Raw genomic sequence first — 23723 nt, 5'->3', positions numbered from 1 at the left:
TGAGCGCCATGGCCTGCCGGTGGCATGTTGGTGAGTGTGCTGTCCGCTGTCTCCGTGCCGACCGCTGCGACTCAGCCGGGCAGCGCCGCCAAGTCCCGACGCAAGGCCCGTGCGCCCGATGCGTCCGACCAAGCCAGCGATTCGCGCAACTCGACCGCCAGCGCACGCGCCTCCGCCGACCGGACTCCCATACCTTCGTCCAGTGCTACCCGAGTGAGCCTGATGGCTTCCTCGTGCTCGCCCTCGCGCGAACGAGCGAGAGCGAGCAACAACCCGTAGCGCATCCGCTGGCGCCTCGACGTCGCGGGAATCATCGGCAACTGTCCATCGAGGACCTCTGCGGCGTCACCGGGCCTGCCGAGATCGACGAGCACGCGCGCACGCACCACTTCGACGACGCCTGGCACCGTCCGGCTGCACCAAGTGCCTTCGGCCGGGTCAGCCACGATGTGGAATTCCGCTGCGGCGTCCAAGGCTCGATGTGCCCGAGTGTCCTCGCCACGTTGAGCCAACCCTTCCGCTTCTCGCAGGAGCGAAACAGTCCGCAACGACGGTCCGACGCTTGCACTGCGTGCTCGTTGCGCAGCAGCGATCGCTTCCGCTGTGCTGCGATCCGAGGCGAGCACTCGGGATCGCCGAACCCACATGTACGCAGCCATCTCGACGTCAGCAGCCGCTCGAGCCATCTGCTCACCACGGTCAATCCAGTACCGAGCCGCCGAGCGATCGTCGATTTCCTCGAACATGTACGCCAGATATTCGGCAAAGCGTGCGCCGAGACCGAAGAGATCCGTACGAACCGAACCGGTCGCGTTCGGAGCAAACGTGCCGATGGTCGAAATCTGCCCGGTCAGGCTCGGGATCAAGGTGGCTGGGTCGGTGATCCTGCCGAGCCGCCAGAATTCCTCCAACAGTCTCCGCATCCCCAGGATCGTCTCCGGCGAGGGATTCGTCGTCGTGGCCAGTGCCGATGGTGGCGCGGCCATCGCCGCCCCGCCCGCGGCCGCAAGAATTGCGGCAACGAGATCACGACGAGACAGGGCCATCGGGCTTACTCCCTCGCTGGTTGGGATCAGAACCCAAATCAGGCTGACGTCAGTATCGGTCGTCGACCGTGCCGCATGCCAGACCTTGAGCAAAGCGCCTTGAGCCTTCAGCGCGGTATCCAGGTCCTCGGCCAGGTCCCGGCTGGCGTCTCGTTGCCCGTTCTCGATCTTGGACAACGTTGACGGGTGATACCCAGCTTTTCGTGCCAACGCGCTGAGCGAGGCACCAGCGGACTCCCTTGTTCGCCGCAGTGCCAGTGCAAACAGACTGGTTGTGGTCTGGTGCTGCACACGATCACCCCCGAACACGGAGAGTAGTGCATCGAATCCCCTCGGCGACACATCGCCGACCAGCGCTGCCAACGCTTGTCAACGCTCGCTTGTTCCGCATAGCCAACCTAACGGTGATCCTAGATATCTGACAGGCGATTTCAGCCCTCGATGAAGCGATCCCGACTTCTCCCGATGAACAAGGAGAAGCGCCTCTGAAGGAAGGTGAAGCAATATGGACGATGCATTGGTCACCACCCTGCTTCCTACGGGACCATTCCACTTCCAGATCTCGATGGATGAACCTTCCGCAGCACGGCCGTTCGGCCTCACGAAGGCCACCCCGATCGCGACGGAAGACATGACGCGGCTCGCAGAAGTCGTCTACGACGACGAGCGTCAGATCAGCGTGACTCGAGACGGCACCCCACTCGTCGATCACCCGTTGTCCGCGGTGACGACCAGTTCGCGGTTGACAATCCAGGACATGCAGGAATGGCCGGACTACGACCCCGATGACTGAGCCCAATGTGGACCGTCACGTTCTAGTGATCACCAAGGATTTCGACCCTACTGCGGACGATGTGGTCACGCGGCTCACTGACCTCCGGGTTCCCGTGATGCGTTTCGACCTGGCCGACTTCCCGATCCAGCTTGCAGTGTCCGGCTGTATCGGGCCCGGTGCTCGGCGGTGGTCGGGCCGGATCCGAGGTTCGCACCGCAGTGTCGGAGTCGAGGACATCGGCGCGGTCTGGTACCGCAAACCATCTCGATTCCGGACTCTGGCCGGGATGAGCGGTACGGAGGAAACCTGGGCGATCGGTGAGGCGCGGGCGGGAATTGGAGGGCTACTCGGAACATTGCGTTGTCGCTGGATCAATCATCCGGTGCGCAACGTGATCGGCTCTGACAAGCCGATGCAGTTGGTCGTCGCCGACGAGGTCGGGCTATCGATTCCGGAAACGCTGATAACCAATGATCCCGAGCTGGCTCGCTCGTTCGTAGCCGCGCAGCCGGGTGGTGCCATCTACAAATCGTTCCGGGGCGGCCCGCGCTCTGAGTCCGGCCGTCCCATTGCGCTGTTCACGACCTCCGTGACCTCCGCAGATATCACCGATGCCGTGCGGCATACCGCCCATCTGTTCCAGGCATGCTTGCCCAAGGCATACGAGGTACGGCTCACTGCCGTGGGAAACACCATGTTCGGCCTCCGAATCGACGTCGAAACCGCCAATGGCCGCCAGGACTGGCGTTCCGATCACCGACGTCTGACCTACTCGACTATCCAGATCCCGGACACGATCGCTCGAGGTGTACGCCGGTTGATGCACCGACTCGATCTGATGTTCGGAGCGCTCGATTTCGTGGTGACTCCCACTAACGAGTGGATCTTTCTGGAGATCAATCCCAACGGCCAATGGGCTTGGCCGCACCCGCAACGAGAAGCCATCGCAGATGCCTTGGCCACCGCACTCGAAGAAGGAGTTCGCGCCGAATGACGGCTCCCAACGCTCTCGAGGATCCTTCGGCCCTTCGACAGCAATTCATCACTGGTCTGATCGAGTCCGGGGCGATTCCGAACCCGCAGTGGCAAGAGGCGTTTCGTACCGTCGCCCGTCATCGCTTCGTCACTCGCTTCACGGCGAGCGGTACCCGGACTGCGTTCGATCTCGCTGACCCGACACAACGGTCCGCAGCGCTCAAGGCTTGCTACTCCAATGAGACTCTGCTGACCCAACAGGACGCAGGTGGCAGTTACACCAGCTCATCGACCGAGGTCACACTCATGGCTTTGATGCTCGATCAGCTCGATGCCCGTCCGGGACATTCGGTCTTGGAGATCGGTACGGGCACCGGCTACAACGCCGCACTACTCTGCCATGTTCTGGGCAATGCGGCGGTGGCTTCGGTCGACATCGACCCGACCTTGATCGACGCGGCTCGTCGCGCACTCGAGTCGACTGGATACCGGCCGACGGTCGTCTGTGATGACGGCGCAATGGGAATACCGGCGCATGCGCCGTTCGATCGGATAATCGCCACCTGCGGTGTTCTGCGGATTCCGCCCGCTTGGCCGGCTCAGCTGAAACCCAACGGAGTCATCGTGGTGAACGTTGGCATCGGCTTGGCGCGACTTGTCCGTGGTGATGACGGCGGTGTCGTCGGACCTTTCATCGGTGAAGCCGCCTTCATGAGGCTGCGTCACAATGTGTCCGAACGAGCGATCACCACACGCGAACTCGTGGCTGCAACGTCGTCCGACACGAGTGCACCGACGACGCGGGACTTCCCAGCTGCCCTGGCCACCAGGACGTTTCAGGTCATCGCGGCCTGGGTGCTGCCCTCGGTGGAGTGGGTGACGATTCTCGACCCCCGGGTTCACATCTTCGTCGATCCGGAGACCGCATCCTGGGTACGGGCCAGCCCGATCGACGGCGATCGGGCTGCGGTGATCGAACACGGCCCACGGCGCCTGTGGTCCGAACTGGGCATGCTGGCCGCGCGATGGGAGCGCGCCGGGCGGCCGAGCCCGACACGATTCGGTCTGAGTGTCACCGCTGACGGTGACCACAGGCTATGGCTTGATCGCGCGGATGCCGTGTTCTGCGAACTTGGTTGAACACGCGGTCGAACAGGATGGACGATGTTGGTCGGCACGGCGTCGATGCTCCAGTCGACGCCGTGTCACGCGACCACCCGCATCACCGAGCCGATGGTTCCGTTCCGCTCCCATCGGTCACGACGTCGGATTCGGGCTCTTGTCGTGCCGCACCCGCGAGCATCGGTGTCGCCACCGCTTCCTGGGCTAGTCGGCGCAGCGCGCTGAGGACCACGTCGCCCAGGGCCGTCCAGACCACCAGGGCCTCGGCCATGCCGTCGACGTCATCGCCCTGAAGCAGCAGTTTGACGTCCGAGGTCGCGATCGTCTCGGCCGCGGCGGCGTAGTCGTCGAGCAGCGTCAGCGGCTCGGGTTTGCCGAGTCGGTTCAAGGTCGCCAGGACTCCGGCGAGAGTCTGCTTGGCGGGGTTGGTGGCCCGTACCTGCCAGCCGCGTTGCTCGATGAGCTCGTCGACCTGGGCCAGCGCGTCGAACCACGCCTCGTCCTCGATGGGCTCCTTGTTGGTCGTCATGGCGAACTGGGCCTTGCCCAGCGATTCCAGGACGCTCAGCCCGGGGGTGTTCATCTTGGTGATCACCTGCCGCGCCGAGGCGACCGACAGCCCACCGACGTCGACCAGGGTGCGTATCAGGCGAAGCCTGCTCAGGTGGGACTCGTCGTACTGTGCCTGGTTCGGACTGGTCCGCTCGCCTGCGGGGATCAGCCCCTCACGCAGGTAGAACTTGATGGTCGGGACCGGTACTCCCGCACGTCGACTCAACTCCGCGATCCGCATCGACCCTCCCGGATATCGCTTCTTCTCCGGCTCGACCGGCCCGTCGGGTTCCTTAGTCTAACTCAGAGATACCAGATAGTTCTGCTATCTATTATTAGACTGGCACGGTCGAACGACCGTGACCCCGACGGGCCGGACCCGAACATCCTCAGGCGGCGCCCGGCGCGGCGACCTGCTGTGCCCGCAGCTCCTCGTAGACCGGCGCCCACCGATCGGGGTCCCCGCCGTCGAGCTGGTAGAAGGCCATGCTCGTCGCGATATCACCGAACCGCTCCAGCATCTTCGCCGCGGCCTGCTTGGGCTCGCCCACGATGGCGAACACATCGAGGACGTCGTCGTCGATCACCGAGGCGGCCTCGTCGGCTCGCCCCTCGGCCGCCAGTCGGTAGAGCTCGGTTCCGACCTCGCCCAGGCCATGCAGCTCGAGCACATGCGCATAGCCGGGGACCGAGGCGTAGTAGGCGAGCTGAGCCCTGGCATGCTCGACGGACTCCAGATACTCCTGTTCGGTCCGCCCGCTCACCACGAACGGCGCGACGTGGATCTGGAAATCGGTCAGCGATCTGCCTGCCTTCTCCCGACCCCGCCGCAGCGCGGGCAACGCCACCTTCTCCAGATGCAGCCGCGAGGAGAAGGAGTGCACGAGGAAACCGTCGGCCACCTCGCCCGCGACCTCGGTCATCAGCTCGCCGACCCCGGCCAGTAGCACCGGCGGCGGCCCGTGCGGGCTCGGGCCGGGGTCGAAGAAGGAGCCGAGCAGGGTATGCCGGTAGAACTCGCCGCGAAATCGCAGCCGTTCCCCGGTCTGGAAGGAATGCCAGATGGCTCGCATCGCGAGAATGAATTCCCGCATCCGGGCCGCAGGCGCGGACCACGGCATACTGAATCGCCGGGTGATATGCGGTTTGATCTGCGATCCGATACCCAGGACGAAACGCCCTTCGGACACCGTATGCAGATCGTGGGCACTCATCGCCATGGTCATCGGATTGCGCGCGAATGCCACAGCCAAACCGGTGCATAACCGGGCTCGTTCGGTGGCATCGGCCGCTAAAGTGAGTCCGATGAACGGGTCGAATCGAGTCTCCGTCGTCCACACGGAATCGTATCCGACCGATTCGAGTTCGCGCGCTACCGTACGCAGCCGATTCGGTGGATGCGATACCGTATGAAAGTCGATAAGCATGGTCGGCTCGCCTCTCTCATGTCTCAAGGAAATCGCCGAATGGGCGCGTAGATTCAGCTGACGGCTCGGACCACGGCTGGCACGCGATGCCGGGGCTGCGGCGCGAACCGGGTGGGCGTGGCGAGGATCTCGGCCTGCAGCAGCCGCACCTCCTCCGAGGGTTCGAGTCCGAGTTCCTCATCGAGCAGACCGCGCAGGTCGTGATAGGCCATCAGCGCCTCACCGCGTCGGCCCGACCGGTGCAGTGACTCGATCAGCCGGGCGTGGAACCACTCGTTGAGCGGGTGCGCGGCGATGAGCGACCGGAGTTCGGCGACCAATTCCCGATGCCGACCGAGTCGCAGGTCCGCCTCGATGCGCAGTTCCAAGGCGCGATTTCGCACTTCTTCCAGGTAGGTGACGTGCCGGGAGAGCACCGGGCCGAGCGAGACGTTCGACAACGGCCGGTCCGGCAGCATGGCCAGGGCCTCGCGCAACGTCTCCGCCGCGTCCGATGCCGCCCCCGCCTCCAGCAGCGACCGGCCCCGACTCACCATCTCGACGAAGACCGAGGAATCGAGTTCCTCCGGCCGGACCCGGATCAGATATCCCGCCGGTTCGGTCATGAGCAGCGGAGCGATTCCCTGCGTCGCCCGCTCGGCCTCCAGCATGCGCCGCAGATGATAGACGTGCGTCCGAATGGTCCCTTTTCCGTTGCGAGGCGGCTTGCTCTCCCACAATTCATCGGCCAATGTCTCCACCTCGACGACCTGATTGGCGCGAAGCAGTAAAACCGCGAAAACTTTCCGAAGCTTGGGCCCGTTCGGAATCCAGGAACCGAGTTCGGTTCTGGTCTCCAGCCTGTTGAGCACACTGAAACGAATCACTTCATCCCCCAGAATGATGTTCGTTCGTCACTTCAAGGAAGACCCGAGAGCGCGCCGACGAGCCCGGGGCCGAACACTTTCGGCTACTTCCTAGCAATCCAGCCCGAGCCCGTGCAACCGAGTTGCACCAGAAGACACGCCAGCTGTCCCGATCGGCACATCGGGGGTTTCGAAAGTAGCAGTGGAATGTGTCCATAGACCGATAAACCGACCCCCCGGTCGCTCTATCGTGGCAGGAGCGGCGCCAATGTTACCCCATAGTAGTGAGCCCAGTGGTCAAATCCTCACCAACTTTGCTCACGGGTAGTGAATTGCGCCGTGAAGGACCGTACTACTAGCGAGTATCGCGGTTTCCACCGCCTTCTTTCGACGAGACGAGTTGTGATGGCAGTCGACCTCGCCTACCTGGCCCGTGTGTACACCAACGACGAGCCGTACCCGGTGAGCCGGGAGAAGATCCGTGAGTTCGCCGACGCGGTCGGCGAGACCGACACCGCCTGCCTCGACGTGGCAGCCGCGCAGCGTGCTGGTCATCCGGACCTGCTCGCTCCCGCGACCTTCCCATTGCTGTTGACGCTGCACAACGAGGTGCGGGCGCTGCTCGATCCCGGTCTCGGCATGGCTGCCGAGGGTGTGGTGCATCGCGATCAGATGATCCGGACGACTCGCCCCATCCACGCGGGCGACCGGCTCGACGTCACCTCGACGATCACCGAGCTCGACACGGTCGGAGACACCGACGTCATCACCTTCGCAAGCGAGATCCGGGACCTGGCGGGTCAGCTGATGTGCACGACCACCTCGACGCTGATCGCGGTCGCCGTCGACCAACCCGTTGGAGCGCAGCGATGACCGGAGCAGCCCTGCCGACTCAGCACGTCGACCTCCGGGCCGTTGCGCCGGGAACCGCCCTGCCCACGCGGCGCTTCGCGGTGACCAGGGGCGATCTGGTCCGCTACGCGGGAGCGGCGGGTGACTTCAATCCGATTCACTTCAGCGATCACGCCGCCGAGGCCAAGGGGTTGCCCGGGGTGATCGCCCACGGCGCGTTGACCATGGCACTCGCGGCCCGCGCGGTCGGGGAGTGGGCAGGCGGCGGCTCGCGGATCGTCGAGTACGGCGTCCGCTTCGCCAAGCCCGTGCCGGTCCCCGATGACGGCCGTGGCGCCGAGATCACCGTCGACGCGCTCGTGGGCGAGCGGCTCACGGACCATCGTGTGCGCATCGATCTCACGGTCCGATGTGGCCGGGACAAGGTCTTGACGCGCGCCAGGCTCGTCCTGGAATCCGCTGCGGAGCAGTAGTCGAAGCGCGGCCGCGCCGAGAGCCCCAGCCCTGCGCCCCGGCACCCGAAATGGGCGGACCGCACCTTTTCTCGACCGAGTGATGACACCGGACTCGCCGCCGGCAGGCCCCGGCCGCCCGCCCTCGGTCGGCGGGCCCGGGAGTTTTCTCCACATCGGACGCCATCCATCGCCGCAGGTAGAGCGGCATCTACCGCCCATTCGCGGCGGCGGCGCGACGACGCGGGGCGGACGTCGACTCGACGCACCATTCTGGATAGCTCTACTATCGGTACTCACAAGTTCCGCTATCCACTTTGTCTCGACGTTGTTCCCGGTTTGATCGCCCACTGACAGCGTGGCTTCCGACCACGCGTCGGCCCTCGAGTCGTCGCTTAGTCCGATTGGAGCTGAACGTATGAGTACGCACATCCCTGTACTCGTGGTCGGCGCCGGGCCGACTGGACTCGCGCTGGCCTGCGAGCTTCGCAGGCAGGGCATCGAATGCCGTGTCGTCGACCGAGCGATCGACCGGCCGAACCATCAGGCCAGAGCGCTCACCGTCTGGCCGGGTGCTCTGGAGGTCCTCGACCGGCACGGCATCGCCGGGCAGGTCACCGAGGCGGGCGTCCAGATGACCGGGGCCCGCTACTGGTCCGGCGACCGCACGGTCGCGCTGGTGCGCTTCCCGGGTGTGGACATGCCGATGCCGATCTGCGAGCCGCAGCCCGCGGTGGAGGGCATCATGCGCACCCGGCTCACCGACCTGGGCGGCCGGATCGAGTGGAACACCGAACTGATCGACCTGACCGACGGCCCGGAGTCGGTCACCGTCGAACTGAACGGCCCCGAGGGCCCCGAACGGCTCCAGGCCGACTGGGTCGTCGGCTGCGATGGCACCCACAGCAAGGTCCGGGAACTCACCGGAATCCAGTTCGACGGCCAGACCTACTCGGGCACCTACATCCTGGGCGACGGTCGGATCACCGGGGACGGCCCGGTCAACGAGGTGCACTATCACCTGCATCCGGACGGGATCCTCGTCGTGGTGCCGCTGCCCGACGGTGACCTGCGGGTCTTCGCCGACGGCAGCCGGGTCGGCGAGGCCGACGAGACGCCGACGCAGGCACAGATCCAGCAACTCATCGACGAGCGATCGCCGTATGCGCTGCGAGTGCAGAGCCTGCGGTGGAGCACCCGATTCCAGGTGCACCAGCGCCGTGCGGCCACCTATCGCGCGGGCCGCTGCCTGCTCGCGGGCGACGCCGCCCACGTGCACAGTCCCGCAGGCGGGCAGGGCATGAACACCGGAATCCAGGACGGCGACAACCTGGCCTCGAAGCTCGCGCTCATCCTGCGCGGCGCCGAGGCCGAGCCGCTGCTCGCGGGCTACGAGGCCGAACGGGCGCCGGTCGCGACCACCGTGATGCGGGCCGCCCACCAGCAGACCCGGATGTGGGGGCTGCGCGGTCGACTCGGTCGGGGCCTGCGGGACCTGGTCCTCGGCAGGCTCAGCAAGGCCGGGGTGTTGGAGAACAAGATCGTTCCCCAGCTGGCGCAGAACGACCTCGACTACCGGGACAGTCCTGCGGTCGGCGCGCTCGGCGGGCGGCGGGCCATCGGCCCCGACCTCGCCGATGTCACCCTGACCCCGACCGATGGGCCTGCTCCGATCCGCCTGTCGAAGCTGCTGCACGAACCTCGCCACACCCTGCTCGTCGTGCCCGGCCCCGGCTCGGCCGACGAGGTACGCGACGCCGTCGCGGCGGTGGGCCCGCTCGCCGATCGGGTGGCGATTCGCGTGCTGAGCAGCGAGGAGGACCTCGCAGAGCTCCGCGAGTTCGCGCCGCTCATCCGACCCGCGACCTGGCAGCCCACCGGCAGGCTCGCGGATTGCCGGTTGATCCTGATCCGGCCGGACGGCTATGTCGCCGAGGGCAGCACGACCTGGGAACCGGTCCGCATGTTGAACCGGCTGCGCCCGGTCGCCGCCGGTGTCCTGCCCGGCCCGACCACCCCGACGGTCCGATGATCGGGCACCGCAGGCCCGCTCGACGCGCGCAGGCCGACGGCATGAGCCCGCTTCATCGCGGGCCACGCAGTGCCGCGCCTGCCGCTCCGTCGACCGCAGCCACCGGGTTCGTGACAGCCGGCCGCCCGGTCACCCAACTGCCGCCCGGCCTGGGCCACCCGCTTGGAAAGGCGTTCTCGTCATGTTCAGACTGCTGACGCGGCTGGCGACGGCACGTCCCCGACTGCTGCTGTTCTGCACGCTGTTGTTCCTGGTCGACGCCATGATCCTCGGCGGGGGCGTCGTGGATCGCCTGCGCGGTGAGGGTCTGTCCGACCCGGCCTCGGAATCCGCCCAGGCCGAGGAGCTGCTGCAAGAGCACTTCCCCGGCACCCAGTCCAACTTCATCGTGCTGGTCGAGGCCGACCGCGAGGTCAACGACCGGCAGATCGCCCGGGAGGGCACCGAGGTCGTCACCCGGCTCGCCGCCGAGGACTCGGTCTCCGACGTCAACTCGTACTGGACCGGCGCCGCCGAGGACATGCGTTCACCGGACGGCCGCTACGCGCTGATCGTCGCCCACATCGAGGGCACCCCCGAGGATGCCAGGGACGTCTACGACACCATCGCGCCCGAATACCAGGGCGTCGAGGGCGAGTTGACGCTGCGAGTCGGCGGCGAGTTGGCGATCCAGGCCGAGATGGAGACCACCATCGGCGAGGACCTGCTGCGCGCCGAGCTGATCGCGCTGCCGGTCGTCTTCATCCTGTTGGTACTGGTGTTCGGCAGTGCGGTCGCCGCCCTGCTCCCCTTGGTCGTCGGCATCGTGTCGATCCTGGGCACCAATGCGGCGCTGTCGATCATCGCCGGTTTCACCGATGTCTCGGTGTTCGCGCAGAACCTGACCACCGCGCTCGGGCTCGGACTCGCCATCGACTACGCGCTGTTGATGGTGCGGCGACATCGCGACGAGTTGGGCAAGGGCCGCACCCCGCACGAGGCGGTGGTACGCACCCTGAACACGGCGGGGCGCACCGTGGCGTTCTCCGCCCTGGTCATCGGGGTGTCACTGGCCTCGATGGTGATCTTCCCGCAGTACTTCCTACGGTCCTTCGCCTATGCGGGGATCCCGGTGGTGCTGCTGGCCGCGCTGTCCGCGCTGATCGTGCTGCCCGCGCTGCTGCTGGTGCTGGGCAAGCGCATCGACGCGCTGGATCTGCGCCGGTTGTTCCGCCGAGGCGCACCCACCGGGCCTGCCGTGGCCGCCCCGGAGCAGGGCCGCTGGTATCGGATGACCACGGCCGTGATCGGTCGGGCGCCGGTGTTCGTGATCGGATCCGTGGTGTTCCTGCTGGCGCTGGGGGTTCCGTTCCTCAACGCCGAGTTCGGCACCGCCGACCACCGGCAGCTTCCCGACTCGGCCGGGCCGAGGGTGGTCTCCGAGGTACTGGAAAGCCAGTTCGACAGCTCGGTGACCGGCACCATCCACATCGCCGCCCAGGACGCCGAACCCGAGGATCTGGCCGATTACGCCACCCGACTGTCCACACTGGACAACGTCGACGAGGTGCTCACCCCGGTCGGTGTCTTCGCGGGCGGTGAGCAGACCCAGCAGCCGACCATCATCGATTCACTCCAGCAGGACGGCGACGTCTCGCTCATCGGTGTGGTGCCGGTGCCCGAGGTGGAGAACATCTCGCCGGAGACGATGGCGCTGGTCCGAGCGATCCACGACACGCAGGCGTCCTTCGAGACCGGGGTGGCGGGTCAGGTCGCGACGCTGGTCGACAGCCAGGCCGCGATCGGCGAACGACTGGTGATCGCCGCGGCCATCATCCTGGCCGTCACGCTGGTGCTGTTGTTCCTGCTCACCGGCGGAATCCTGGTGTCGCTGCTTGCCGTGGTGTCCAACGCGCTGAGCCTGGCCGCGATGTTCGGTGCGGTGGTCTGGGTCTTCGGCCAGGGCAATCTCAGCGGGCTGTTCGGCTTCGAGGTCACCGGTTACATCGACACCTTCCTACCGGTGCTGATGTTCTGTCTGGCCTTCGGTCTGTCCATGGACTACGGCGTGTTCCTGCTGGCCAGGATCAAGGAGGAGTACGACCGAACCGGCGATCACCGGGGCTCGATCGCGCTGGGTGTGCAACGAACCGGCGGCATCATCACCGCCGCCGCGATCATCCTGGCCGTCGTCCTGATCGCGGTGGGCTCCTCGCGGATCACCAACTCGATGATGCTCGGTTGGGGTGCCGCCCTTGCGGTGTTGGTGGACGCCACCGTGGTCCGCTGCCTGCTCTTCCCCGCCGCGCTCTCGCTGGCCGGGCCGCGCGCCTGGTGGGCGCCTGCCCCGCTGCGCAGACTGCAACGCCGCTTCGCGCTGCACGAGGGCGGTCCCGACGAGGACGTCGATCCTCCGCCGCCGCCTCCTACCGGATCCGCAGGCACTTCCGAGGTGTCCCCGGCAATCGATTCCGTCGATCGGCGGGCCGCCGCACCACCTGATCCCGTCGGCGCGCTGACCTCGAACACCTCGGGCGGCTCGGCAACCGACTCGACCCCGTCGAAGGGAACGACCGAATCATGAATGCCGCTGATAGCCACGATTCGGCAGCGCCTGCTCGGACGTTGGTGACCGGCGCGACCGGTCTCCTCGGCAGCAACATCGTCACGGCGCTGCTGGCCAGGGGCGCCAAGGAGGTCGTCGCCCTGGTCCGCGATGCGGCGAAGGCACGGAAGCTGCTGCCATCGGACCCCCGGTTGACGCTGGTGATCGGCGACATCAACGACGTCGACAGCTTCCGCGACGAGCTGCCGGGAACCGATGCGGTGATCCACACCGCCGCCTACTTCCGGGAGTACTACCAGCCGGATCCCGATGTGAACCTGCTGCACCGCACCAATGTGACCGCCGTCGGGAACCTACTCGCGGCGGCGCATCGGGCCGGAGTCCCGGTCGTGGTGCACACCAGTTCCACCGGGACGCTGTCCGCCGGGCCCGCCGGTGCGCCCGCCGACGAACAGACGCCACCCGCGCACGACGTCGAACGCAGCGCCTACCGCGCCAGCAAGGTGCGCTCGGAAGCGGTGGTTCGCGAGTTCTGCGCAAAACACCACGGGCTGCGGGTGCCGATCGTGCTGCCCGGCTGGATGTGGGGACCGGGCGACGCCGCCCCGACCTCTGCGGGCAGGCTCTTCCTCTCCATCGCAGGCGGCACGTTGCCCGCGGTGCCCAAGGCGGGCAACCACGTCGTGGACGCCCGCGATGTCGCCGAGGCGTGTGTCACCGCCTCGATCAGCGGGGTGAGTCTGCGGCGCTACATCGTCGGCGGTTCCCGGCACGACGTGGCCGACATCGCGGCCAGGGTCGCGGAACTGACCGGGGCCAAGGCGCCGCGACCGGTGCCGATCGGGCTGGCGATGGCCGTCGCGGGCGGCATGGAACTCGTCGCCAAGGTCACCGGCCGCGAGCCGGTCGCCAATCGCAAGAGCGTGGACGTGCTGCGGTCCACCGGCTATCCGATCACCTCGGCACGGGCGGAGCACGAACTCGGCGTCCGCTTCCGTCCGCTGCACGAGACCTTGGCCGACACGGCGAGTTGGTACCGGGAACGGGGTCTGCTCCCGGCCTCGGCGACCACCCAGACGCGGAAGTGAGCGCGACATGCCCCGAATGAAAGACGTCGGCATCGTCCTGGCCGCCGTCGCCGTGGCCGCCGCCGTTCCCCTGGTGGCCAATCTCGGCGCGGCACCCGGACCGACGGCAGGCGCACAACAGATATCCGACGAGACCCGGGCGCAGGCCGCCGAGGCGACCGCGCGGCGACTCGCCGACGCCGACATCGTGGATCTGGCGGTGGAGTTCACCGTCCGCGACGTCAACCGGTCCGCCACACCCTGCACCCCTACGGACGAGACGTACACGGTGCGCGGTCATCTGACCGCCCCCGAGTCGGTGCTCGCCGAAGAGGACCCGCAGGTGACCCTCTACCAGCACGATCTCTCCGCCAACGAGTGGTACTGGCGGTTGGATGTGCCCGGCTATCACCATGCCGAGGAGTTGGCCCGCCGTGGCCATGCCTCGCTGACGATCGACCGGGTCGGCTATGGCGCCAGCGATCGGCCCAACGGCTATCACCTGTGCCTGGGCGCGCAGGCGGACATGACCGATCAGATCATCGGCGATCTGCGGGCAGGCGACTATCGGGTCGTCGAGTCCACTGCGGAGGTCGTGGAGTTCTCCTCGGTGGTGCTCGCCGGGTTGGGCACCGGCGCCCAGATCGCCCAGCACGCCGCGCTCTTCGGCAACGCCGACGGACTGGTGGTGATGGGCTGGGCCGATCTCGGCAGAACCAACCGGTTCATGACCAGGTTCTTCGCCGGGCTGTCCACCTGCATGCAGAGCGCGGGGCCGGATCAACAACCCGAGGTCGACGGCGGTTACGCCTACTTCGATGTCGGCGCCACCCAGTACGTGGAGACCAATTTCCACGACGCCGACCCAGAGGTGTTGGCGGCAGCCACCCCGTTGCAGACCAGGCACCCCTGCAAGGAGGTCGTCTCCCAGCTCGAAGGCATCTCCACCGATCTGCGGGAGCTGCCCGAAGTGACCACGCCGGTCCTGGGCGTCTACGGCACCGAGGACAGCCTGTTTCAGGACGGCGAGGAACAACTCGCCTTGTTCTCCGAGGCCGACACCGAACTGATCACGCTGCCCGATGCCGGTCACTACGTCGGACTGGATAGCGAACCGGAGCTGTTCCACGACGGATTGGCCGATTGGTTGGCCGCCCGATGAACACAGTGCACTCCGACCCGAATTCGAGCCTATCGCCCGCTTCCCATTCCCCGCCGCAGCGAGAAAGGCGACGGCGAACCGGAGGAATCATGCTGCGCTCTCGCATCGTCTCGGCACTGGCCGCCGTCATCGCGGTGACGGGAATAGCGGTGTCCCCGGCGGCTGCCGCCGATCAGGAAACCGAGATCATCGATGTTCCGGTGTCCTTCACCGTGCAGAACATCAATCGCACCTTGAATCAATGTGACACCGACGGCGAGACCTACACCGTGCACGGATATCTGACTGGCCCGGCCGAGGTGTTGACCGAGGGCGACCCGCCGGTGACGTTGTATGTGCACGGCACCAACACCGCCCAGTGGATCTGGCGGTTGGACGTCGAAGGCCGCAACTACGTCGAGGAACTGGCCGAGCGCGGCCACGTCTCGGTGTCCATCGACCGGCTGGGCTACGGGGAGAACCCGTTGTCCAACGGCTTCGACACCTGCACCGGGGCCAATGCCGATGTGGCGCACCAGGTCGTCGAGCAGCTGCGGGCGGGCGATTACCAGGTCGACGGCGACGCCCCGGCGGCCGAAGGGATCGAATTCTCCCAGGTCTTCATGGGTGGCCACTCCAGTGGCGCGCTCGTCGCGGAGTTGGTGGCGTACTCCTTCGGCAGCATCGACGGGATCGTCTCCACCGGCTGGGCCGCCATCGGCATCACCTCGGAGACGGCCCGCCGGTTCTTCCCGATGTTCGACAGCTGCCAGCGCACCATCGCACCGGGCGCCGAGGTCGAGGCGGGGCAGACACCGGGGTACGTCTACTTCGACCAGACGCTCGACGACTTCTACCAGGGCAGTGTCAGCGACACCATCGATCCGGTGGTCCGGGAGGCGATCGCCGACCGCCACGTTCCCAGTCCCTGCGGAGTGATGGTCTCCGAACCGCTGTCCATTCTCGAAGACCTGACGCATCTGGCGGATATCGAGGTGCCGGTGCATTTCGTCTTCGGCGCCGAGGACACGCTGCGCGAAGGTGTCGAACCCTATCCGGGTCTGTTCACCGGAAGCGAGGAGATCAGCGAAATCACCATCCCGGATGCCGGTCACATCATGTTGATCGATAACAACGCAGAACTCGTCTACGACAGCATCGCGGAATGGCTGGATCAACGCTGATTCAGCCGCGGTAAAAAGCACTGCCGGGTACCGATTCCTTTCCGCGCGCTGCCAGCTCGGTACCCGGCTTCCCGGCCGCAGTTCCACCCCGCTCGATCAGCCGAGAACAGCTGATGATTGTGAAGGAGAAGGCACACGATGTCTGACGCCCGCAGCCGGGAGCATCCTGGCCCCACCGAAGGGCCGCCCACCACCCTGCTGGGTCGGCTGGGAGGTTTCGTCGTCCGACGGCGGCGCTGGACGCTGATCGGCGGCTTGATCGCCATCCTCGGTATCGGCGTGATCGCCGCCGGTGCGATGAGCGCGATGGTGCTCAACCGATGGGAGGCGCCGGGGACGGAGTCGATCGAGGCGCAGGACGTCCTGCTCTCGGACTATGAGACCGACAGCTCGAACCTCATCCTGCTGGTGACGGCGCAGAATGGTTCGGTCGACGATCCCACGGTCGTCGAGGCGGCGGGCGATCTCGCCGACACCCTCGCGGCGGAGGAATCGGTCGGCGACGTCTGGAGCTATTGGTCGCAGGGTCAGGATGCGACCTTGCGCAGCGACGCGGGCGACCAGGCGCTGGTGCTGGCCTGGGTCATGGGTGACGCGACGCAGGCCCGCGCCGACATCGCCGAGATGCTGCCCGACTACACCATCGACAACGACGTCATCAACGTGCAGGTGGCGGGTTCCGAGGCGATCTCGGGGCAGATCAGCGAGTTGGCGACCCAGGACTTCGTGCGTGCGGAGTTGATCATCCTGCCGCTGATGCTGGTGTTGCTGATCGTGGTCTACCGCCGGGTCAGCCCCGCCCTGGTCACCCTGGGCGTCGGGTTGTTCTCGGTGCTGGCGACGCTGGCCGCGCTGCGTGGGTTGGCCGCCTTCACCGAGGTGTCCAACTTCGCCGCCAACATCACGCTGGTGATGGGCATCGGCCTCGGCATCGACTACAGCCTCTTCATCATCGCCCGGTTCCGCGAGGAGTTGACCAGGGGCGCCGAGGTGGGCAACGCCGTGGTCACCACCCTGCAAACGGCGGGTCGGACGGTCATCTTCAGTGGTCTCACCGTGGCGGCCTCGCTTTCGGTGCTGCTGGCCTTCCCGTTCTCGTTCCTGCGGTCGTTCGCCTATGCGGGCGTGCTCGTGGTGATCACCGCCGTCCTCGGTTCGCTGGTCCTGCTGCCCGCGGCGCTGGCCGCGCTGGGTCGTCGGGTGCTGCGCGGCGGTGGGCGTACCTCTGCGGCCACGGTGCAGGAGAACTCGGAGACCGGATTCTGGTACCGCACCGGCAAGCTGGTCATGCGGCGGCCCGGGGTCTTCGGTGGTCTGGCCCTGATCCTGGTGGCCGTCCTCGGTTCGCCGGTGCTGGGTCTGGGCATCGGCCTGCCCGACGACCGGGTGCTGCCCGAGTCGGCCTCGACCCGGCAGGCCTACGACGATCTGCGCGCCGGTTTCTCCCAGGAGGCCAACGATGGCATCCACTTCGTCGTCCCGGACATCGGCGGCCCGACTGGCTCGGCGGACGAGTCGATCAACGAGTACGCGATCGCGCTGTCCGAGGTCGACGGCGTCTCCCAGGTCAACACCTCGATCGGCGACTACGTCGATGGCGAGCTGCTGCGCGGTCCTGGCGAGTACTCGGCGCGGTTGGTCAGCGACACCGGCACCCGGTTGGAGGCGATCCCGTCCCGGGAGATCCTGTCCGGAACCGACGTCGACGGCTTCGTCCACGAGCTGCGCGCGGTGCCTGCGCCGTTCGACGAGGTGTTGGTCGGTGGTTATCCGGCGGAGCTGACCGACTTCCGCTCGACGCTGATGGATCGGGTGCCGCTGGTCGGGGCGCTGATCCTGATCATCACCTTCGTCATCCTGTTCCTGATGTCGGGCAGTCTGCTGATTCCGATCAAGGCGACGGTGCTCAATCTGCTCAGCCTGTCGGTGATGTTCGGCGCGCTGGTGTTCATCTTCCAGAACGGCAACTTCGCCGATGTGCTCGGTTTCACGCCGATCGGCACCCTGGATCCGGCGTTCCCGATTCTGATGTTCTGCGTGGCCTATGGACTCTCGATGGACTACGAGGTGTTCATGCTGTCGCGAATCAAGGAGGAGTACGACGCCACGGGTGACAACGAGAAGGCGGTGCTGTTCGGGTTGCAGCGCAGCGGCCCGCTGATCACCTCGGCGGCGATCATCCTGGCCGTGTCGTTCTCGGTGTACGCAACCGGGCAGATCATGTATCTACAGATGATCGGTATCGGTATCGCGGTGGCGATCCTCATCGACGCGACGCTGATCCGGGCGATCCTGGTGCCCGCCTTCATGAAGCTGGCGGGCCGGGCGAACTGGTGGGCTCCGGGCCCGCTGCGCAAGCTGCACGACCGGTTCGGTATCTCCGAGTCGGGCCCACGCCAGCCGGTGGAGGTTCCGCAGGCGACGCAGGAGATGCCCGCCGCACGGCACTAGTTCGCGCGTCGGCATCACCAGGGCGGCCCGGTCGATTCGATCGGGCCGCCCTTCGGGGTGCTGCGGGTACTCAGACGGCCCCGTACTGCCGATCGCCCGCGTCGCCGAGGCCGGGCACGATGAAGCCGGAGTCGTTGAGCCGTTCGTCGATGCTGGCGGTCACGATCCGCAGCGGAAGTTCGGCCGCGCGCAGGTGCTCGATGCCTTCGGGGGCCGCCAGCGCGCACACCGCCGTCACGTCGGTGGCACCGCGATCGGTCAGCAGCCGGATCGTGTATTCCATGGATCCGCCGGTGGCCAGCATCGGGTCGAGGACGAACACCGGACGGCCTGCGAGGTCGGTGGGCAGCGACTCCAGGTAGGGCGTCGGCTGGAGGGTTCGCTCATCCCTGGCCAACCCGACGAAACCCATCTGCGCGTCCGGGATGAGCTGATGTGCCTGGTCGGCCATGCCCAACCCGGCCCGCAGCACGGGCACCAGCAGCGGCGGGTTCTCCAGCCGGTATCCGTCGGTGCGGGCCACGGGGGTGTGCATCCGCTCGGTGACCACCGGCGCGTCCCTGGTCGCCTCGTACACGAGCATCAGGGTGAGTTCGTGCAGGGCGGCCCGGAAGGTGGGGCTGTCGGTGCGGGCGTCCCGCATGGTGCTGAGCCTGGCCTTGACCAGCGGATGATCCACAACGAGCACGTCCATGACCCGATACGGTAATCGCCCCCGCAACCCGTTCGGACCAACCCCGTGGGCGGCGCGGGTCATGGTGTGTCGGACGGCGTCCCGCTGATCTCCGGTCTGGTCGTGCGGACGGTGTTGAGCAGGCAACGAATGCAGGGCGCGCCGTCGCCGGGGTCGAGACGGTCGTGTGAATCGCCGGCCCGGAACCGCTGTCCGCAGCCGGCGGTGAGCGCGGTGGGGAGTTCGCGGTCGAGTTCGACGACCGTGAGTTCGACGATGTGCACGGGCATCGTCCCGGTGCGCCGCAGGAAGAGCCGGACCACGGTGTCGGGATCGTCGGTGCGGTCGATGTCACGGCCTTCGATGATGGCGATGCAGTCGACGCAATCGGCGACGTGGGTCGCGGGGATACCGGGAAGCACCTCGGCCGGTCGCGGTCCGATGGTGACCGGAAGCCCGCAGAGTGTGGGGGCACGATCGCCGTCGATGGGTATCGGTTCGCCGCACAACACCGGGACCCGATGGCGGTCGAGGATCAGCCCGGCTGCGGGCAGGGTGTCCTGGTCGATGAGCAGCGGTTCGACGGCGATCTGCCGGGGCCCGGTCATCGTCGGTTTCCGGTGAGTGCGAGGACGTAGGGCCGAATGCGGGCGGCGCGGAGTCGGTGGACGACGGGAACGGTCTTATAGGTGGTGAGCGTCCTCATCGGACCACCGCTAGGTGCGACGGGCGGCCGGAGGCGCGTCGAGCGGTCAGACAGGTGGGGCAGCGGTGTTCGTCGTAGTAGGGGACGGCGACGGGTTGTCGGTTGAGGGCGGTGAACAGCACGGCGGGGGCACACAGCGGGCGGATATGGGCGCGGCCGTCCGGCGTCCAGTACTCGCTGTGCGCGCGATGGGTGTCGCCGTCGTCGACGCTGCGCACGAACCAGGGGCCGATCATCGTCGGACCTCCGGCGCGGGTCCGCTCGCTGGGGCGTGGTCGGTCGCGCGCGTGGCATCCAAGGCGGTCCGCAGCGCGAACGTCAGGTCGGGAACCCGGTCGGCGTAGACGAACCAACGCCCCAACACGCTCGTACGAGTACGTAGCGAGATCTCCACACCATCCGGCCGATGACGCACCAGCAGCCGGCGCAACTCGGTGCGGTCGTCCACCGCAGGAAGGTCGATCGCACGACCCGCCTTCAAGGCATCCAACACATCGACCGCGTCGGTGACGCTGATCGCCGCCCGAACCGGCTCGGCACCATCGGGACGAACACCTTCGACGAGCACACTGCGCCCGCTGCCCACCAGAAACATCCGAGACCTTCGCCGACAGGGATCCGCACCGAGGAACAAGACATCCACACTGGTCATGGCCGCACCACCACAGCCAGCCGTTCCTCGGTCAACCGAGCCACGATCGTCGAGAACGCCACCGTGCGGACGTGTCGTTGCCGTATCGACGGCGTGCGATAGCCCCAGAGCGTGAGGGGGAATCCGACGGCGATCAGCGAGAGGCCGACCGAGATGAGCGGGCTCATGAGACGCCGCCGGGACGCTGAGGGTCAGCAGACCCCGTGCGGCTCATGGATCGATCGTCGTCGCACACAGGCCGCGCTTGGCAAGCTGCAGCCGAAGAGACCATGCCAATCCCGAGAACGATCGCAGAAAGGCGGACCACAAGAACCTCCAAACTTCACGAGGCACCCAAACTGTGCCGGATGTTCCATGAATATCCCAATCTGGATCAGCTGGCACAATTCCCCGACTGGGGGACGTATGCAGCCCGTTCGTGCCGACTACGCTCTGTCCATGGCTGCTACTCCGAAAAGCGCCGCGCTAGGGCAAGCTCTGCGGGCTGCTCGCGAAGCTCAGGAACCGCGTGTGAGCGCAAGTGGGCTCTCCGTACGCCTCGGCTGGTCGCCCTCGACAGTCGGTCGTTGGGAGTCCGGGGCACGGGTGCCATCGCCTGTGGATGTCGCCACGTTGCTCACCGAACTCAACGTGAGTGCGGCCCTACGAGAAGAGCTGGTCGCCATGGCGACGACGACCGGTGATCGACACTGGGTTGCCATGACGATCCCGGAACAGCGCAGGGCGTTGGCTGCGCTGTTGGAAGCGGAGCGTGACGCACGAGAGATCACCATCGTCTCGCCACTACTCGTGCCTGGGTTCTGTCAGTCAGCCGCGTACGCGCGAGCGATTATGCAAACGGGTCAGGTTCCAGCTCACGAGATCGAACCGAGGGTCCGCACCCGCGTCGGACGGAGGGATGTCCTCGCAGAGGACAATCCGCCCTCTGTCCAGATTCTTCTCGGCGAAGCTGCCCTGCACCGGCTGATCGGCGGGCCAGCAATACTTGCTCGGCAACTCCGTCTGCTCCAAGCCATCGGTGGTTCGCCCACCGTGGACTTGCGTGTCGTGCCGTTGGCCTCTCCATGGGCTCCGGACTTGGAAGGCCCGTATGACCTGCATACGTTTGAAGGAGCACGTCCCGCCACTGTCCACGTCGAGACACGGATGTCTGCGATCGTGTTGCATGAGCCGGAACACGTAACGGAATATCGGAATGCCGCCGTTACTGTCCAAGCAGTCGCAATGCCCCCACGCGAATCCTCCGAGTTCATCGGAGAAACTGCCACCAGACTGGAGCAGCAGACATGATGCCATCGCAGCGCTTCGACCGTTGGAAGAAGGCCACACGCTCGGTGAACACCACGAACTGCGTGGAGGTTGGCAGAGCCAGTGGCTTAGTCGGCATCAGGGACACGAAGGACCCCGATGGTGGCGCTGTGGTTATCCGCCAGTCCAGCTTCGACAGCTTCCTCCGCGCGGTCAAAGCCGACAGACTCGGTTGAGTCGGGCCACGGCCCGCCAGCGGTAGCCAGGTCCACCAAGAAGTGAGGCAAGGCCATGAGCGAGCGGTATCGATGGAGGAAGTCGTCCCGGAGCGGCACCCAATCGGCGTGTATCGAAGTGGGTCACGGTGCTGGCAGCATCGGCATCCGGGATACGAAGGACCGCACGGGCGGCACCCTCGTGGTCGATCCCGAGACGTTCGCAATGTTCCTGACGAAGTCCGCAGGCGACGAATTTCATGCTCAAAATCGCTAAGGCTTCGCAAGCCGAGTTCGGAAGGCAGCCGACAATGATCCAGACCGACTTCCGTTCGCTAAGCGACACGGGTTGGGGTTGGCGGAAGTCCGGTCGCTCGCAGAACACCACGAACTGCATCGAGATCGGCCGGGTACCAGGATTCGTCGGCATCCGGGACACCAAAGACCGCAGCCGGGGCACCGTTGTCGTTGGCGAAAGAGCCTTTACGGCCTTCTTGACACGATCCAAGGCCGATGGGTTCCGCCCTTAATCACCGGTCAGGCGCCGCACACGGAAAGGCAGCGACATGCAGACCGAAGCAACAGCGATGTCCACTGACCGGTTCACCAACTGGCGTACATCCACATACACGGGTGAAGGAAACTGTGTCGAGGTGGGGCACGGTCCAGGATTCGTCGGCATCCGCGACACCAAGGACCGTGGTGGCGGCACCCTCGTGGTCGAACAGAAGTCATTCGCGGCCTTCCTAGCACGCTCCAAGTCCGGCGGGTTCCGGCCTAAATACCGATAAGGCTTCTGGAGCACACGGAGAGGCAGCACCGATGAAGCTTGGGAGTCCCGAGCCACGAGGGAGTATCGGCTGGCGCTGGCGGAAGCCCGTCCGTAGCGGCGGCGACACGAACTGCGTCGAGATCGGTCAAGGACACGGCTTAGTAGGAATTCGCGACACCAAGGACCGCGACGGCGGAACCCTCCTCGTCGACCGGGCGATGTTCGCCGCGTTCTTAGCCGACGCCAAGGCCGGCCGATTCTCCTGACCCCAGCCTGATGATTGCGGTATGGCGGCGATCGCCGCCATACCGCAGAGCCGACAAGATCTCGGCAACGGTTGCCTTGGTGCCGCATTCGCAACGCTGGACCTTGTCCTGGGACACCTGCAACCCCACACCCGTCTTTGCCGCCTGGTTCAGGTCCCATGATTCCGGGCGCGCCGCTGGCGCGGGTTGTGCGCGTCGGCTGCTCACGAACCCGTCTCCGACAGGCGAAGCCTGTGGGCAGCTGGCCCCTCTCATGTCGAGCTTGGACTTGTGACGCCGTCATCCACTCGCAAAGCGGCCGATTCGGGAAGACGGAACCCTGTCGCCATAGCTAAATTCTTGGTCGTGAGTGAGCCCATGGTCGGCAAGGACGTAGAACGGGTGATCGGCAACGAGTTGCGACTGCTGACACCCGCAGTGCGACGATCCGCCGAGCAGGTCGAGAAGTTGCTGCATCCAGACTTCGTTGAGTTCGGATCGTCAGGTCGCAGATGGGACCGACGCGCGATGGTCGCGGCCATTGGCAACGAGCTCACGGACAGCGAAGCTCCGGACGTCGCTGAAATGAGAGGCCTTTCCGACGCGGTCGTGTTGGTCACCTACCTGACCGACCGAACTGGTCGGCGGGCTCGGCGAAGTTCGCTATGGCGCAAGGCTGACGATGGAACTTGGCTCTTGTACTTCCACCAAGGAACACCGCTCCCGACCTAGAGCTGCTTTGCCTC

27 protein-coding genes are annotated in these 23723 nt (G+C 66.2%); 18 read left to right on the top strand and 9 right to left on the bottom strand.

From position 1 onward, the window contains the following. Positions 1-71 precede the first annotated feature (71 nt). Entirely contained in the window at positions 72-1337 is a 1266-nt protein-coding gene (locus BKA25_RS03130; protein ID WP_184285074.1) for a helix-turn-helix domain-containing protein, read from the bottom strand. Between the two features lie 214 nt (positions 1338-1551). On the opposite strand from BKA25_RS03130, the gene tgmA reads away from it, so the two are divergent. Genes tgmA through BKA25_RS03115 form a run of 3 tightly spaced genes read left to right on the top strand, consistent with a single transcriptional unit; the run spans position 1552 to position 3936 of the window. Further along, positions 1552-1839, top strand: coding sequence for a putative ATP-grasp-modified RiPP (tgmA, locus tag BKA25_RS03125; protein ID WP_084643395.1), 288 nt, complete (start codon positions 1552-1554; stop codon positions 1837-1839). Continuing rightward, a complete protein-coding gene (gene tgmB, locus BKA25_RS03120) occupies positions 1832-2815 on the top strand; it encodes an ATP-grasp ribosomal peptide maturase (protein WP_069852278.1) in 984 nt (327 codons plus the stop codon). The genes tgmA and tgmB overlap by 8 nt, the downstream gene beginning before the upstream one ends. Then, the gene (locus BKA25_RS03115; RefSeq protein WP_069852280.1) at positions 2812-3936 is read left to right on the top strand and encodes a methyltransferase domain-containing protein; all 1125 of its coding nucleotides are present in this window, start codon (positions 2812-2814) and stop codon (positions 3934-3936) included. The genes tgmB and BKA25_RS03115 overlap by 4 nt, the downstream gene beginning before the upstream one ends. A gap of 82 nt (positions 3937-4018) precedes the next feature. Here BKA25_RS03115 and BKA25_RS03110 read toward each other — a convergent pair whose 3' ends face one another. From BKA25_RS03110 to BKA25_RS03100, 3 genes are all read right to left on the bottom strand, one after another. Continuing rightward, a complete protein-coding gene (locus BKA25_RS03110) occupies positions 4019-4711 on the bottom strand; it encodes a MerR family transcriptional regulator (RefSeq protein ID WP_069852282.1) in 693 nt (230 codons plus the stop codon). 148 nt (positions 4712-4859) lie between these two features. Further along, positions 4860-5897 (bottom strand): TIGR03617 family F420-dependent LLM class oxidoreductase, encoded by a 1038-nt coding sequence (locus tag BKA25_RS03105; RefSeq protein ID WP_069852283.1) that lies wholly within the window; start codon positions 5895-5897, stop codon positions 4860-4862. 53 nt (positions 5898-5950) lie between these two features. Further along, the gene (locus BKA25_RS03100) at positions 5951-6763 is read right to left on the bottom strand and encodes an AfsR/SARP family transcriptional regulator (RefSeq protein WP_069852285.1); all 813 of its coding nucleotides are present in this window, start codon (positions 6761-6763) and stop codon (positions 5951-5953) included. A 384-nt stretch (positions 6764-7147) separates the two neighbouring features. On the opposite strand from BKA25_RS03100, the gene BKA25_RS03095 reads away from it, so the two are divergent. The 8 genes from BKA25_RS03095 (at position 7148) to BKA25_RS03060 (ending at position 18466) form a co-directional block, all read left to right on the top strand. Further along, positions 7148-7615, top strand: a complete 468-nt coding sequence (locus BKA25_RS03095; protein WP_069852287.1) for an FAS1-like dehydratase domain-containing protein — start codon at positions 7148-7150, stop codon at positions 7613-7615. Further along, the gene (locus BKA25_RS03090) at positions 7612-8067 is read left to right on the top strand and encodes a MaoC/PaaZ C-terminal domain-containing protein (protein WP_084643396.1); all 456 of its coding nucleotides are present in this window, start codon (positions 7612-7614) and stop codon (positions 8065-8067) included. The genes BKA25_RS03095 and BKA25_RS03090 overlap by 4 nt, the downstream gene beginning before the upstream one ends. Before the next feature lie 397 nt (positions 8068-8464). Beyond that, entirely contained in the window at positions 8465-10078 is a 1614-nt protein-coding gene (locus BKA25_RS03085) for an FAD-dependent monooxygenase (protein WP_069852289.1), read from the top strand. Between the two features lie 181 nt (positions 10079-10259). Continuing rightward, positions 10260-12641 (top strand): MMPL family transporter, encoded by a 2382-nt coding sequence (locus BKA25_RS03080; protein ID WP_069852291.1) that lies wholly within the window; start codon positions 10260-10262, stop codon positions 12639-12641. Beyond that, the gene (locus BKA25_RS03075; RefSeq protein WP_069852292.1) at positions 12638-13711 is read left to right on the top strand and encodes an NAD-dependent epimerase/dehydratase family protein; all 1074 of its coding nucleotides are present in this window, start codon (positions 12638-12640) and stop codon (positions 13709-13711) included. The genes BKA25_RS03080 and BKA25_RS03075 overlap by 4 nt, the downstream gene beginning before the upstream one ends. Before the next feature lie 7 nt (positions 13712-13718). Further along, a complete protein-coding gene (locus tag BKA25_RS03070) occupies positions 13719-14852 on the top strand; it encodes an alpha/beta hydrolase (protein WP_069852294.1) in 1134 nt (377 codons plus the stop codon). 89 nt (positions 14853-14941) lie between these two features. Then, positions 14942-16015: an alpha/beta hydrolase gene (locus BKA25_RS03065; protein ID WP_069852296.1), complete on the top strand. Its 1074-nt coding sequence runs from the start codon at positions 14942-14944 to the stop codon at positions 16013-16015. Between the two features lie 138 nt (positions 16016-16153). Continuing rightward, positions 16154-18466 (top strand): MMPL family transporter, encoded by a 2313-nt coding sequence (locus BKA25_RS03060; protein WP_069852297.1) that lies wholly within the window; start codon positions 16154-16156, stop codon positions 18464-18466. A gap of 70 nt (positions 18467-18536) precedes the next feature. Here BKA25_RS03060 and upp read toward each other — a convergent pair whose 3' ends face one another. The 5 genes from upp to BKA25_RS03035 all read right to left on the bottom strand — a co-directional run bounded on the left by upp (position 18537) and on the right by BKA25_RS03035 (position 20664). Beyond that, the gene (upp, locus tag BKA25_RS03055; protein WP_069852299.1) at positions 18537-19160 is read right to left on the bottom strand and encodes a uracil phosphoribosyltransferase; all 624 of its coding nucleotides are present in this window, start codon (positions 19158-19160) and stop codon (positions 18537-18539) included. A 59-nt stretch (positions 19161-19219) separates the two neighbouring features. Further along, positions 19220-19747: a hypothetical protein gene (locus BKA25_RS03050; protein ID WP_069852301.1), complete on the bottom strand. Its 528-nt coding sequence runs from the start codon at positions 19745-19747 to the stop codon at positions 19220-19222. A 94-nt stretch (positions 19748-19841) separates the two neighbouring features. Then, positions 19842-20081 carry a hypothetical protein gene (locus BKA25_RS03045; RefSeq protein ID WP_069852302.1) on the bottom strand — a complete coding sequence of 80 codons (240 nt, stop codon included), beginning with the start codon at positions 20079-20081 and terminating at the stop codon, positions 19842-19844. Further along, the gene (locus BKA25_RS03040) at positions 20078-20497 is read right to left on the bottom strand and encodes a hypothetical protein (protein ID WP_069852304.1); all 420 of its coding nucleotides are present in this window, start codon (positions 20495-20497) and stop codon (positions 20078-20080) included. The genes BKA25_RS03045 and BKA25_RS03040 overlap by 4 nt, the downstream gene beginning before the upstream one ends. Beyond that, the gene (locus BKA25_RS03035; RefSeq protein ID WP_157421280.1) at positions 20494-20664 is read right to left on the bottom strand and encodes a hypothetical protein; all 171 of its coding nucleotides are present in this window, start codon (positions 20662-20664) and stop codon (positions 20494-20496) included. The genes BKA25_RS03040 and BKA25_RS03035 overlap by 4 nt, the downstream gene beginning before the upstream one ends. On the opposite strand from BKA25_RS03035, the gene BKA25_RS03030 reads away from it, so the two are divergent. From BKA25_RS03030 to BKA25_RS03000, 7 genes are all read left to right on the top strand, one after another. Then, complete coding sequence (locus BKA25_RS03030; protein WP_157421281.1) at positions 20651-21787, top strand: helix-turn-helix domain-containing protein; 1137 nt, start codon at positions 20651-20653, stop codon at positions 21785-21787. The two genes, BKA25_RS03035 and BKA25_RS03030, sit on opposite strands and share 14 nt — an antisense overlap. Then, positions 21784-21981, top strand: coding sequence for a DUF397 domain-containing protein (locus tag BKA25_RS03025; RefSeq protein ID WP_084643399.1), 198 nt, complete (start codon positions 21784-21786; stop codon positions 21979-21981). The genes BKA25_RS03030 and BKA25_RS03025 overlap by 4 nt, the downstream gene beginning before the upstream one ends. A gap of 55 nt (positions 21982-22036) precedes the next feature. Beyond that, the gene (locus tag BKA25_RS03020) at positions 22037-22237 is read left to right on the top strand and encodes a DUF397 domain-containing protein (RefSeq protein WP_069852306.1); all 201 of its coding nucleotides are present in this window, start codon (positions 22037-22039) and stop codon (positions 22235-22237) included. Then, positions 22221-22490: a DUF397 domain-containing protein gene (locus tag BKA25_RS03015; RefSeq protein WP_311734449.1), complete on the top strand. Its 270-nt coding sequence runs from the start codon at positions 22221-22223 to the stop codon at positions 22488-22490. The genes BKA25_RS03020 and BKA25_RS03015 overlap by 17 nt, the downstream gene beginning before the upstream one ends. 36 nt (positions 22491-22526) lie before the next feature. Continuing rightward, entirely contained in the window at positions 22527-22751 is a 225-nt protein-coding gene (locus tag BKA25_RS03010) for a DUF397 domain-containing protein (RefSeq protein ID WP_311734448.1), read from the top strand. A 31-nt stretch (positions 22752-22782) separates the two neighbouring features. Beyond that, complete coding sequence (locus tag BKA25_RS03005) at positions 22783-22998, top strand: DUF397 domain-containing protein (RefSeq protein WP_069852307.1); 216 nt, start codon at positions 22783-22785, stop codon at positions 22996-22998. Positions 22999-23343: 345 nt separating this feature from the next. Further along, positions 23344-23709, top strand: a complete 366-nt coding sequence (locus tag BKA25_RS03000) for a nuclear transport factor 2 family protein (RefSeq protein WP_236750390.1) — start codon at positions 23344-23346, stop codon at positions 23707-23709. The last annotated feature ends 14 nt before the right edge of the window (positions 23710-23723 follow it).

It is taken from the genome of Actinoalloteichus hymeniacidonis (assembly GCF_014203365.1).
Lineage (GTDB): Bacteria > Actinomycetota > Actinomycetes > Mycobacteriales > Pseudonocardiaceae > Actinoalloteichus_A > Actinoalloteichus_A hymeniacidonis.
This window is presented reverse-complemented; position numbering and strand designations above follow the sequence as displayed.